Genomic DNA, 11,476 nt, shown 5'->3' on the forward strand with positions numbered 1-11,476 from the left:
GTTCGACGCTACACGCAGGCACCGACACTCGCAGCTGTGGAAAACCCTTACGGATCAACGACATGTCGGGTGGCGCGAGCGCGGCTGACGGCCGGTCGGGTGGCGCGTGACCGCGTTCAGGCGGCCTCCGGGCTGCTCCGAGTGGGTCATTCCCGGTGCCCGAGCGGACAATCCGGGCACGGCGTGAACAACTCGTGGCATCCGGGTGACCGATCAGGAACCCGGGTACTCGACGTCGACGCGCAGCACGCGGTCGTTGCCGGGCTCCCAGTCCCGGTCCCACGACGTGGTCAGCCAGAGGTCGCCCTCCCGGTCGACCTCGACGGTCCGCAGCCGCCCGTACTCGCCCTGGAAGTAGGTCTGCTCCTCGACGAGCTCCGAGCCCTCGATGCGCAGCCGGTACACCCGCTGGCCGACCGTGGTGCCGATGAACAGGTGGTCGTTGACGATCGCGAGCCCGCTCGGCCCCGCCGCCGTGGTCGGCCACGTCCGCTTCGGCGGGATGCTGTCCTCGCAGTACCCCTGCGTGCCCTCGCAGCCGGGCCAGCCGTAGTTGCCGCCGCGCTGGATCAGGTTGAGCTCGTCGAGCGTGTTGTTGCCGAACTCCGTCGCCCAGAGCCTGCCCTGCGAGTCGAAGTCGAGGCCCTGCACGTTGCGGTGCCCGTAGCTCCAGATCGCCTTGCCCGGGAACGGGTTGTCCGCCGGGATCGAGCCGTCCGGGTTGATGCGCAGGATCTTGCCCGCGTTCGTCTCGAGGTTCTGCCCGTAGCTGCCGTTCTGCGCGTCGCCGGTGGAGACGAACAGGTGCCTGCCGTCCGGGCTGAACCGCAGCCGGCCGCCGTTGTGGTAGCGGTTCTTCGGGATGCCGGCCAGGATCGTGGTCCAGCCGGTGAGCGTCTCGCCGATCAGCCTGGCGCGCACGACCTGGTTGCCGTCGTCGGCCGTGTGGTAGATGAACACGAGCCCGTCGGTGGCGAAGGTGGGCGACAGCTCGATGCCCAGCACGCCGCCCTCGCCGTCGGTGCCCTGCGCGCCCGGCACCCGGCCGACGTCGGTGCGCTTGCCGTCCGGCGTGAGGCGGTAGAGCCGGAACCGCTCCCGTTCGGACACCAGCGCCGTGCCGTCGGGCAGGAACGCCAGGCCCCACGGCACGTCGGTACCCTCGCGCACCGTCGTCACCGCGCCGGGCCTCGGCTCACCCGCCGGCGCCGTCCCGCCGGGCGCGACGATCACCTCGTCGCTGAGCGCCGAGAGGTTGCCCGCCGCGTCGCGCGCCCGCACCGCGAACCGGTAGCCGGTGCCGGCGGTCAGGCCGCCCACGGTGGTGGACGGCTCGCCGGTCGTGGCCACCTGCGTGCCGTCGCGGTGCACCACGTACCCGGTGACGCCGACGTTGTCGGTGGAGGGCTCCCACGCCAACGACACGCTGGTCGAGGACTTGCCGGTGGCGCGCAGGTTGCCCGGCGCGGTCGGCGCCTCGTGGTCCGGCGGCGGCGCCTCGGTGCGCACGACGACGTTGTCGCTGGCCTGCGAGACGTTGGGCGCGGCGTCGCGGGCGAAGACCGTCCAGTCGTAGGACGTGTCGGGGCGCAGGCCCGTGACGGTGGCGGACAGGGTCGTGCCGGACACGCTCGTCATGAGCTGACCGTGCTGGTAGACGTCGTAGGCGACCACGCCGACGTCGTCGGAGGCCGCGTCCCACGCGAGCGACACGGTGGTCTGGGACCGGCCCGTGGCGCGCAGGTTGCGCGGCGGGGTCGGCGCCTCGACGTCGGTGTCGTCCACCGCGAGGCGGTCGGCGTTCGGGCCGCCGTCGGAGGTGGTGGCGGTGGCGCGGACCCGGTTCACGCCCGCCGACAACCGCACGGACGCGGTGACGTCGCGCCACGCGGTCCACGAGCCCGTGCCGGGGAACGAGACGGCGCCCGCGCGCTTGCCGTTCACGGTCAGCGCGAGCGGGAGGTCGTCGTCGGTCCCGTTGGCGTAGCGGAAGACCAGCGCGTGCGTGCCCGCCCGGGCGGCGGTCACGGCGTACTCGACGTAGGCGCCGAAGGTGTCGTCGTAGTCGACGTACCCGGTGCCGGTGAACCCGGCGTGCTCGGACTCCACCGCGCCGCGCGAGATCGTCGCGGCCTCGGACTGGTGGTCGGTGAGCCCGTGCGCGGCGCCCGAGGCGGTGAGCAGGGACAGCGCCGTCGCGGCGACCACCGCGACGAACGCGAACCGCCGTCGTCGGGGGGCGTGCGGCGTCCGTCGAGGCGCGTGCCTTATCGGTCGGGACGTGTGTGGCGTCGGTTGGGGCGCGTGCGGTGTCCGCCATGGCGCGTGCGGCGTCGGTTGGGACGTGTGCGGCGTTCGTCGGGGCGCGTGCGGTGTCGGTCGCGAGCGCCGTGAGTGCGATCCCATGGCGCCCCTCACCTGCTCCGGTAGCGCGCGGCCTGGCGGCGGAACTCCGCGCGCGAGGACGGCACGTCCAAGGCGATCCGGTCCAGCACCTCCGCCGGCCGCCGCCCCTCGGGCAGGGCGAACGACGACCGCAGCACGCCGACGTGGCCGGCCGTGAACGGCACCAGGCGGACCGGCGCGTCGGTCCGGTTCGCCAGCGCGTCCAACTGGTCGGCCATCACCGCTTCGTCGCCGACGCGGACGTGCAACGCGGCCTCGTGCACGAAGAACCGCGCGGCCGAGTGCGGCAACCGGTCGACGCCGATGCCGCCGGTGTCGTCGCCGAACGCCAGGGTGTAGGCGGGCGTGCGCAGCGGTTCCGGCACGCACAACGCCTCGAAGACCACCACGGCGCACTCGCCCGGACCGTCCGCCACGTCACCCTGCCGCCGGCCGACGAGCCTGATCAGATCGATCAAGTCGGGCCCGTGCCGACTGCGGTCCACCGTGGACGGTCGGTTCGACCAGCCCAAACCCGACACCAGCCTCAGCGGCGGACGAATGTCCTCACCTGCGGTCACGGTGCGCCACCGTAGTGACGGTGACCTGGGGTTTCGAGTCGAGACGTCGAAGTACACCCCAAAGTGGACAGGGCAAGCCGTACGTACTGATTGGATTTCGTCAGGCGGCCCTGGCAACATCGACAGGTGCCCAGGGTGAGCCAGGACCACCTCGATGCCCGTCGCCGTCAGATCCTCGACGGCGCTCGTGCGTGTTTCGCGCGTTTCGGCTACGAAGGCGCGACCGTGCGCCGCCTGGAAGAGGCTACCGGCCTGTCCAGGGGCGCGATCTTCCACCACTTCCGGGACAAGGAGTCGCTGTTCCTCGCCCTCGCCGAGGACGACGCGCTGCGCATGGCGGAGGTCGTCGCCCAGCAGGGGCTCGTGCAGGTGATGCGCGACCTGCTGTACCCGCCGGACCCCAACGACGTCGAGCACCCGGCGGACTGGCTGGGCACGCGGCTGGAGGTGTCGCGGCGGCTGCGCACCGACCAGGAGTTCCGGGCCAGGTGGGCGGAGCGCTCGCGCCAGCTGACCGACGCGACCCGGCAGCGGCTGGAGCGCCAGCGCGAGGCCGGGAACCTGCGCGACGACGTGGACGTGGACGTGCTGACGTCGTTCCTGGAGCTGGTGCTGGAGGGCCTGGTGTCGCACCTGGCCATGGGCCTGCCCGCCGACGACCTGGAACCCGTGCTGGACCTGGTGGAGGAGAGCGTCCGACGGCACCGCCGCAAGGCCTGATGGGGCGGTACCTCTGGGCCGCGGGCCTCGCCCGGCTGGCCGACGAGATGGTGGCCGTGGCCGTGGTGCTGCTCGCCCTCTCGCGCAGCGGGTCGACCGTGCTGTCCGGTGCGGTGATCGCCGCGTACACCGTGCCGTCGGTCCTGTCCGGGCCGCTGCTCGGCGCGTGGCTCGACCGGACCCGGCGGCCGGTGGCGGCGTTGGCGGCCAACCAGTTCGCGCTCTGCGCGATGGCGGTGGCCATGGTGTTCGCGCCGGCGCCCTGGCTCGTGGCGGCGGCGTTCGTCGCGGGCATCACGCTGCCGATGACCAGCGGTGGGTTCACCAGCCTGGTCCCGCGCCTGGCCGGCGACCTGCACCGGGCCACCTCGCAGGACGCGTTGCTGTTCAACGCGGCGGCGGTCGCCGGGCCGGGGCTGGCGGGTGTGCTGAGCACGGCCGCGTCACCCGCCGCGGCGGTGGCCGTGGTGGCCGCGCTGGCGTTGGCGGGCGGGCTGTGCACGCTGACCTTGCGCGTGCCGCCGCACCCGCCCGGCGAGCACCCGTCGCTGCGCGCGGCGGTCGAGCGGGGTCTGCGGCACCTCGTCACCACGCCGCCGTTGCGTGGCGCGACGATCGCGTCCGTGGTCGGGTACGGGTCGGTCGGCATGCTCGCCACGGCATTGCCGCTGCACGTCGCCGGGCTCGGCGTGGACGGCGACCAGGCCGGGGTGGTGTGGGCGGTGTTCGAGGTCGGCGCCATCGGCTGCATCCTGGCGGTCCGCCGCTGGCTGCCGCGGTGGCGTCCGGAGCGGGTCGTGTTCACGACGGTCTCCCTGTACGGGGTGACGCTCGCGCTGTGGCCGCTCGCCTCGCACTTCCCGGCGTTGCTGGTCCTGGCGCTGGTCAGCGGTCTGGCGCAAGGGCCCGTGCTGACCGCGACGATCACCGCGCGCCGGCGGTACACGCCGGGTCCGCTGCTCGGCCAGGTGTCGACCACGGGCGCGAGCCTGAAGATCGGGGCGTACGCGGTGGGCGCGGCGGGCGGCGGCGCGCTGCTCACCGCGTGGTCGCCGACGTCGGTGATCTTGCTGGTCGCGGCGGGCCAGCTGGTCGGGGCATCACTCGGAGCAGTCACCGCTAGGCCGACGCGCACCGTCCAGGTGACCCCATAGGATCGCCGACATGGCTGACGCCCGACCTGCCCACGTGCACCGGGTGCGGGTGCGCCCGGTCGACTGCGACCGCCAGGGGATCGTGCACGCGTCGCGCTACGCGGTCTTCTTCGAGGCCGCCATGGTGGAGACGCTGCGATCGCTGCTGGGCTCCTACAAGGAGTTGGAGAAGCACGGCGTCGACTTCGTGATGGCCGAGACCTCCATCCGGTACCTCAACCCGGCCAGGTTCGACGACCTGCTGCGCATCGCGGTCCGGGTGCGGACGCTGGGCACGACCACGTTGACCATGGGGTTCGACGCGGACGTCGACGGCACGCCGGTGGCCACCGGCTGGAACCGGTACGTCTCCTTCGGCACGCCGGAACTGCGCAGCACCCCGATCCCGGCCGACTTCCGCAAGGTCCTGGAACGCCGTCCGGCCGCCGCCAGGCCCGTGACGCGGACCGTGACTAGGTCCGCACCCGCGCCCCGGAGCTGACCGCGTGACCCGCGCCTGAGCCCTCGGCCCGCGCCACCACCCGGCCGCCCTCGACGCGGATCGCGGTCTCGGTCTCGTCGCTGACCGACGGCACGCCCGCCGCGCCCGCCAGCGCCCCGGTCTCGTCGCACACCACCCGCAGCCGGGGCCACGCCGCGACCGGGAACGCCTGCCGCAGGCCGACGCACAACCGCGCCAGTACCAGCCGCGCCAACGGCGCCAGCTCCCCCGGCGTGCCGGTCACCATCGCGAGGGTCACGCGGCCGGCGGCGGTCCGCACCGCCTCCTCCACGGCGGCCAGCCGGTTGAGCCCCAGCACGACCACCACGCCGTCCTCGTCCGGCGTCACCTCGTCGCCGCGCACGAGGTCGACCACGGCGGGCGGAGCCCACGGCCGGTCCTCCGGGAGCACCGCCGCGCCGGGAGGCGCCGCCCACCAGTCGTTCAGCTCCAGGTCCGCGAGCCGCTCGCACGCGCTGATCACGTCGAACGGCTCCAGGAAACCGGGCGCGGCGGTGGCGAGGCCGCTCGCGCCGTGCAGGGTGGCGAGCACGACCTCGGCGAGGCGGACCACCCGGAGGGGCGGCGAGCCGGGCGGCGGCACGACCGGGTCGAGCGCTTCCAGGGCAAGGCTGAGCAGCACCGCGTCCAGCTTCATCAACTGCGTGAACGGCCGGCGCGTCACCTCCTCGGCGGCCACCTCGGACAGGAAGTCCCGCGCCAGCGCGTCGTGGCTGAGCGAGGTGACCCACGCGCGGGCCAGTGCGCCGAGCGCGGTCCGCCGGTCCGGTCCGCGCTGCGGGTCGGCCGGCGGGGTCTCGCGCTCCGCCAGGTCGGCCAGCACCGCGAAGTAGAGGGCGCGCTTGCCGGGGAAGTTCGAGTACACCGCGCCCCTGGTCAGCTCGGCGCGCCGCGCGATCGTGTCGATCTTGGCGTCCCGGAAGCCGCGTTCGACGAACTCCGCGCGGGCCGCGTCCAGCACCCGCGCCCGGTTGCGCTCCTGCGCCTCCGCCCTGCTCAGCCGCACCATCACGCTCCCCGTTTGCCAGGCGTCGCACGGTCAAGATACCGTGACCATTCAGATGATGAGAACATCTGATCTGAACATCCGGAGGTTCGAGTTGACCGTGCCCGAGATCGACCCCGCCAACCCCGAGGTGCTGCTGGACCCGTTCACCGCCTACGGGCAGGCGCGCGAACGCTGCCCCGTGGCGCGGATGCCCCTGCCCGGCATGGGCGACATGTGGGTCCTGACCCGGCACGAGGACGCCAAGGCGATGCTCGCCGACCCGCGCTTCGAGCTGAGCCCGAACAGCTTCATGGGCCTGCCTGGCATCCCGGAGCACTGCAAGCCCTACCTGCGCACGATGTCCGAGATGAACGGCCCCGAGCACCTGCGGCTGCGCAAGCTGGCCGCGCCCGCGTTCACCGCGCGTCGGGCGGAGGGCTTCCGGCCGCGGATCGAGGCGATCGTGGCCGCGCTGCTCGACGCCCTGCCGGACGGCGACGCGGTGGACCTCATGGAGCACTTCGCCCGGCCGCTGCCGATGGACGTGATCTGCGAGCTGGTCGGCATCCCCGCCGAGAACCGGCCGCGGTGGCGCGAGTACGGCGCGGCCGTGGTGAGCGGCTACGGGCCGGGGTTCGTCGCCGCGATCCCGGGGATCGTCGAGGGGGCGCTGGAGGCCGTCGAGCTGCGCCGGACGTCACCGGGTGACGACCTGATCTCCCAGCTGCTGCGGGTGCGGGACGAGGACGGCGACCGCTTCACCGACGCGGAGCTGGTCACCCTGGTGTGGCAGCTGGTGATCGCCGGGCAGACGCCGAGCAACCTCATCGTCAACGGCCTCGAAGCGCTGCTCGCCCACCCCGACCAGCTGGCCGCCCTGCGGGCGGACCCGGGCCTGATGCCGCGCGCGGTGGAGGAGCTGACGCGGTGGGTCGGCCCGCAGCTGCTCACCGTGCCGCGGTTCACCAAGGAGGAGGTGGCGTTCGGCGACGTGGTGATCGACAAGGGTCAGCCCGTGATGACGGCGATCGTGTCGGCCAACCGCGACCCGCGGGTGTACGACGCGCCGGACGAGCTGGACATCACGCACGTGCCGTCGGTCGGGCACCTCGGTTACTCGCACGGCGCGCACTTCTGCCTCGGGGCGGCGTTCGCCCGCGTGCAGACGCAGGTGGCGATTTCAGCCGTGCTGCGACGGTTCCCCGACCTGGCGTTGGCGCGGACGCCGCAGCGGACGCCGGACGGCGGCACGTGGCGGCTGGCGGAGCTGGTGGTCAGCACCAGGAACGGTTGAGGCACAGGAACGGTTGAGGCACAGGAACGGTTCAGGCGTAGGAACGGTCAAGCGGGGAAGAACCGGTCCATGATCTCGTCCGCGACGTCGGCGGGCGCGCGGCCGTCGGTGTCGACCACGAGGTCGGCGGCCGGCGCGACGGTCGGGACGGCCAGGCGGCGCAGGTCGGCCTCGGTCAGCCCGCGCAGCTCGTCGCCGGGGATCGCCGGACCCCGGCCCGCGCCGCGCAGGAGCAGGCGGGCCACGAGCTGGTCGTGGCTCGCGTGCAGCCAGCACAGCTGCGCCTCCGGCACCTGGTCCTCCACCTCGCCCGTGACGACGAGGTGCCGGGCGCCCGCGTCCCGGTAGGCGCGCCGGACCGCGTCGAACCGCCGCGCCTTCGCCGCCGCGGGAAGCGGCGGTGTGGCGAACGTGAGCTGGGCCAGGTCGACGTACCCGGCCTTGGTGCGGGCGAAGAGCCGGGTGAACACCTCCCAGCCCACCGTCGACTTGCCGACGGCACGCGGCCCGGCGATCCACAGGACGGTCACGCGGCCCACCTCGTCCGGATCTCGGCCGCGATGTCGGCGGGCGCGCGGCCGTCGGTGTCCACGGTGAAGTCGGCGAAGTCGGCGCGCTCCAACGCGTCGGCGTCGTCGAGCGCCTGGTCCGCCTGCTCGACGAGCCACCCGCGGCCGACGAACCGGGCGCGCAGCTCCGCCCGGTTCACCCGCAGCCGGCACAACGTGACGTCCGCGCCGGACAGGCGATCGGTGTAGAGGCGGGCTTCCCCGACGGTGTTGAGGAAGCCGGAGACGACGAGCGGGGAACCCTGGAACTCCGGCCACAACGCGCCCAGCGCACTCGACTTGACCACGTGGTTCTCGGGGTCGTCGGCGGACGACGGGAAGCAGAGGCCGAGCTGGTCGGCGTCGACGTAGGACGCGCGGTCGAGGGAGCGGTAGACGTGCCAGCCGACCGTCGACTTGCCGACGCCGGAGGGGCCGAGGAGCCAGAGGACGGTGGTCATCGGGCGGGAGCGTAGTTGCGGCGGGTCCGGTGCGGCGATCGGATTTCCGGGCCGCGCCTGAGCTTGAACCTTTCTCGCGTTCAGGCCACCGTGGTGGCATGCCGTCCACGGTGAAGAACGCGACGCTGCTGTTCCTGGGGCGCACCATCGTCCGGGCGCAAGCCCTCCTCGGCGATCCCGCCGCCCGGCTGCTCGGGGAGAACCCGACCAGCGACCCCTACCCGGTGTACGAGTCGGTGCGCCGGCAGGGCGTGCTGGTGAAGACGAGGATGGGGCTGTACCTCACCGCCTCGCACGAGCTGTGCTCCCGGTTGCTGCGCGATCACGGTTTCGGGCCCCTGTCGGCGGGCGCGCTGTCGCCGGTGGACTCGTCGGTCCAGCTCGACGGGCGGCGACTGGTGAACCCCGTCGAGGAGTCGTTCCTGGTGCGCAACCCGCCCGACCACACGCGGTTGCGGCGGCTGGTCGCGCCCTGGTTCACGCCGCGCGGCCTGCGCGCGCAGGCGGAGACCGTGGAGCGGGTGGTCGAGGAGTACCTGGACGAGGTGGCCGACCGGCGCACGTTCGACCTCGTCGGGGACTTCGCGGCCAGGGTGCCGATCCAGGTGATCGCCGACCTGCTCGGCGTGCCGGGCGCGGACCACGCGACGTTCGCCCGGTGGGGCAGCGCGTTGGTCGGCGCGCTCGACGGCGTGCGGGACCTGCGCGGGCTCAAGGCGTTGCAGCAGGCGTTGCGGGAGTTCGAGGCGTTCCTGGACGACCTGATCGCGCACCGGCGGCGGCACCCGGCCGGTGACGACGTCGTGTCCGCGTTGGTGGCGCACGACGACCTGACCCGCGAAGACCTGATCGCCACGACGGAACTGCTGCTGGTGGCCGGTTTCGAGACCACGGTCAACCTGATCGGCAACTCGGTGCTGGAGGTGTTGGGGCACCCCGAGGTCCGGGAGCGGTTGCTCGCCGACCCCGGCTACGCCGACGCCGTCGTGGAGGAGACGCTGCGCCACGACCCGCCGGTGCAGTACACGGTGCGGGTGCCGTTCGAGACGACCGAGGTCGCCGGCACGCGGCTGCCCAAGGGAACGCCGATCATGCTGATGCTGGCGGCGGCGAACCGCGACCCGGCGGTGTTCGGCGATCCGCACCGGTTCGACCCCGGTCGCGCGGACGTGCGGGAGCACCTGGCGTTCTCGTCGGGCATCCACTACTGCCTCGGCGCGGGGCTGGCGCGGATGGAGGGCGCGGCGGCCCTGCGCGGCCTGTTCCGCCGGTTCCCGGACCTGAAAGCGGCGGGCCGCGTGCACCGCCGCCCGTCGCGCGTCATCAGGGGTGCGGCGAGGCTTCCGGTCACCACGGGCGTGAAGAAACACCACCCGATCGTGGAAATCATCAGCTGAGGCTCAGGAATGTGGTGCATGCTGTACTCGCGCGTCGACCCGCCGCACCGCCGCCGCGGCGGGTCGTTGCGTCCTTTCCGCACTAATGCGGATTCCTGCGGCCACCCACATGTTCTTTCGCGTCGTGGTCCTGCCTGGCCCGCTCGACCTTCTCCAGGTTCACCGCGGACCACTCGGCCAGGTGTGCGAACAACGGCGCCAGGCTCCGCCCGAGCTCGCTGATCTCGTACTCCACGCGGGGCGGAACCTCGGCGTGATAGGTGCGCTCGACGAGCCCGTCGCGCTCCAGTTGCCGCAGCCGCTGCGTGAGCACCTTGGGCGTGATCGTGGTGATGCGGCGCGACAGCTCCACGAACCGCTGGCGGCCGAACTCGTTGAGCGCCCACAGGATCGGGGTCGTCCAGCGGCTGAACACGAGGTCCACCACCGGCGCGATCGGACAGGCCTGCTCCGGGTCGAGCGCCGCCCGGCGTGTGCCACTGGTCACAACAGACCCCTTCCGCCGATACTTTCCTCTAGGTACCTACTATACCGAGGACAGTAGCTTTCCCGGGGCAAGCAGGAGTCAGCCAACGGGGAGTGATCATGATCGTGGTGACCGGTGCGACCGGGAACGTCGGGCGGACGCTGGTGCGGGCGCTGGTCGAGGCGGGCGAGCGGGTGACCGCCGTGTCACGCGGGGTCTCGGCGGGGGACATGCCCGAGGGCGTGCGCCACCTGCGGGCGGACCTCATGCGGCCGGCGGAGCTGGAGCCCGCGTTCGAGGGCGCCGAGTCGCTGTTCCTGCTGACGTCCGGGGACTGGATGTCGGCCGGCGGCAACGGGAGCGTGGTGGCCGAGGTGCTCGACCGCGCGCAAGCCGGTGGCGTCCGGCGGGTGGTGCTGCTGTCCTCGCAGGGGGTCGAGACGCTGCGCCACTCCCCCGACCTGGAGGACGCCGTCAGGCGGTCGGCGCTGGAGTGGACCGTGCTGCGGCCCGGCGCGTTCGACTCGAACGCCTTCGCCTGGGCCGCGACGATCCGCGAGCAGCGGGTGGCCGCAGCGCCGTTCGCCGACGTCGCGCTGCCCGCCGTGGACCCGGACGACATCGCCGCCGTCGCGGCCGTGACGTTGCGGGAGGCGGGTCACGGCGGCCGCACGTACGTGTTGACCGGGCCGGAGGCCGTCTCGCCGCGGCAGCAGGTCGCGGCGATCGCGGACGCGCTGGGCGAGCCGGTGCGGTTCGTCGAGCAGACCCGCGAGGAGGCACGGGCGCAGATGCTGCGGTTCATGCCGGAGCGGGTCGCGGACGCCACCCTCGACGTCCTCGGCACGCCGACCGCCGACGAGCAGCGGGTGCGCCCGGACGTGGAACAGGTCCTCGGCCGCCCGGCCGGATCCTTCGCCGACTGGGCCGCGCGCAACGCGGCGGCGTTCAAGTAGCCGGGGCGTTCAAGCAGCGGGATC

The 11,476-nt window shown here is 73.1% G+C and carries 12 protein-coding genes; 6 read left to right on the plus strand and 6 right to left on the minus strand.

Translation table 11 applies throughout. The features are described 5' to 3' along the window. Positions 1–213: 213 nt before the first annotated feature. Positions 214–2,208: a PQQ-dependent sugar dehydrogenase gene (locus tag ABTZ99_RS22240; protein ID WP_498778731.1), complete on the minus strand. Its 1,995-nt coding sequence runs from the start codon at positions 2,206–2,208 to the stop codon at positions 214–216. Between the two features lie 206 nt (positions 2,209–2,414). Next, positions 2,415–2,864 (minus strand): Scr1 family TA system antitoxin-like transcriptional regulator, encoded by a 450-nt coding sequence (locus tag ABTZ99_RS22245; protein ID WP_498778732.1) that lies wholly within the window; start codon positions 2,862–2,864, stop codon positions 2,415–2,417. A gap of 228 nt (positions 2,865–3,092) precedes the next feature. Here ABTZ99_RS22245 and ABTZ99_RS22250 point away from each other — a divergent pair, with 228 nt between their 5' ends. From ABTZ99_RS22250 to ABTZ99_RS22260, 3 genes are read left to right on the plus strand one after another with little or no spacing between them, the layout of a single operon-like run. Then, a complete protein-coding gene (locus tag ABTZ99_RS22250) occupies positions 3,093–3,686 on the plus strand; it encodes a TetR/AcrR family transcriptional regulator (protein WP_498778733.1) in 594 nt (197 codons plus the stop codon). After that, positions 3,686–4,840, plus strand: a complete 1,155-nt coding sequence (locus tag ABTZ99_RS22255) for an MFS transporter (RefSeq protein ID WP_498778734.1) — start codon at positions 3,686–3,688, stop codon at positions 4,838–4,840. The genes ABTZ99_RS22250 and ABTZ99_RS22255 overlap by 1 nt, the downstream gene beginning before the upstream one ends. A 10-nt stretch (positions 4,841–4,850) precedes the next feature. Then, positions 4,851–5,321, plus strand: coding sequence for an acyl-CoA thioesterase (locus ABTZ99_RS22260; protein ID WP_498778735.1), 471 nt, complete (start codon positions 4,851–4,853; stop codon positions 5,319–5,321). On the opposite strand, the gene ABTZ99_RS22265 is transcribed toward ABTZ99_RS22260, so the two are convergent. Then, complete coding sequence (locus tag ABTZ99_RS22265) at positions 5,293–6,351, minus strand: TetR/AcrR family transcriptional regulator (protein WP_499613507.1); 1,059 nt, start codon at positions 6,349–6,351, stop codon at positions 5,293–5,295. The two genes, ABTZ99_RS22260 and ABTZ99_RS22265, sit on opposite strands and share 29 nt — an antisense overlap. Positions 6,352–6,406: 55 nt before the next feature. Here ABTZ99_RS22265 and ABTZ99_RS22270 point away from each other — a divergent pair, with 55 nt between their 5' ends. Continuing rightward, a complete protein-coding gene (locus ABTZ99_RS22270; RefSeq protein WP_499613510.1) occupies positions 6,407–7,624 on the plus strand; it encodes a cytochrome P450 family protein in 1,218 nt (405 codons plus the stop codon). Positions 7,625–7,671: 47 nt separating this feature from the next. Here the strand turns inward: ABTZ99_RS22270 and ABTZ99_RS22275 are convergent, their stop codons facing one another. Together ABTZ99_RS22275 and ABTZ99_RS22280 are read right to left on the minus strand one after the other, a co-directional pair. Further along, positions 7,672–8,154 (minus strand): hypothetical protein, encoded by a 483-nt coding sequence (locus ABTZ99_RS22275; protein ID WP_498778738.1) that lies wholly within the window; start codon positions 8,152–8,154, stop codon positions 7,672–7,674. Further along, positions 8,151–8,633 carry a hypothetical protein gene (locus ABTZ99_RS22280; RefSeq protein WP_498778739.1) on the minus strand — a complete coding sequence of 161 codons (483 nt, stop codon included), beginning with the start codon at positions 8,631–8,633 and terminating at the stop codon, positions 8,151–8,153. Before ABTZ99_RS22280 ends, ABTZ99_RS22275 begins: the two co-directional genes overlap by 4 nt. Positions 8,634–8,731: 98 nt before the next feature. Between ABTZ99_RS22280 and ABTZ99_RS22285 the strand changes: the two genes are divergently transcribed. Beyond that, on the plus strand, positions 8,732–10,030 hold the full coding sequence (locus ABTZ99_RS22285) for a cytochrome P450 (protein ID WP_499613514.1): 1,299 nt from the start codon (positions 8,732–8,734) through the stop codon (positions 10,028–10,030). An 82-nt stretch (positions 10,031–10,112) separates the two neighbouring features. On the opposite strand, the gene ABTZ99_RS22290 is transcribed toward ABTZ99_RS22285, so the two are convergent. Beyond that, positions 10,113–10,517, minus strand: coding sequence for a winged helix-turn-helix transcriptional regulator (locus ABTZ99_RS22290; RefSeq protein WP_499613516.1), 405 nt, complete (start codon positions 10,515–10,517; stop codon positions 10,113–10,115). A 98-nt stretch (positions 10,518–10,615) separates the two neighbouring features. Here ABTZ99_RS22290 and ABTZ99_RS22295 point away from each other — a divergent pair, with 98 nt between their 5' ends. Next, positions 10,616–11,452 carry an NAD(P)H-binding protein gene (locus tag ABTZ99_RS22295; RefSeq protein WP_499613519.1) on the plus strand — a complete coding sequence of 279 codons (837 nt, stop codon included), beginning with the start codon at positions 10,616–10,618 and terminating at the stop codon, positions 11,450–11,452. Positions 11,453–11,476 lie beyond the last annotated feature (24 nt).

It is taken from the genome of Actinosynnema sp. NPDC002837 (assembly GCF_040295345.1).
In the GTDB taxonomy this organism is placed as follows: Bacteria; Actinomycetota; Actinomycetes; order Mycobacteriales; family Pseudonocardiaceae; genus Actinosynnema.

Bases quoted from the DNA above. Each gene is read 5' to 3' on its own strand.
- ABTZ99_RS22255 (WP_498778734.1), top strand. From the start codon at position 3,686: ATGGGGCGGTACCTCTGGGCCGCGGGCCTCGCCCGGCTGGCCGACGAG.
- ABTZ99_RS22295 (WP_499613519.1), top strand. From the start codon at position 10,616: ATGATCGTGGTGACCGGTGCGACCGGGAACGTCGGGCGGACGCTGGTG.
- ABTZ99_RS22265 (WP_499613507.1), bottom strand. From the start codon at position 6,351: ATGGTGCGGCTGAGCAGGGCGGAGGCGCAGGAGCGCAACCGGGCGCGG.
- ABTZ99_RS22280 (WP_498778739.1), bottom strand. From the start codon at position 8,633: ATGACCACCGTCCTCTGGCTCCTCGGCCCCTCCGGCGTCGGCAAGTCG.
- ABTZ99_RS22260 (WP_498778735.1), top strand. From the start codon at position 4,851: ATGGCTGACGCCCGACCTGCCCACGTGCACCGGGTGCGGGTGCGCCCG.
- ABTZ99_RS22285 (WP_499613514.1), top strand. From the start codon at position 8,732: ATGCCGTCCACGGTGAAGAACGCGACGCTGCTGTTCCTGGGGCGCACC.
- ABTZ99_RS22270 (WP_499613510.1), top strand. From the start codon at position 6,407: ATGAGAACATCTGATCTGAACATCCGGAGGTTCGAGTTGACCGTGCCC.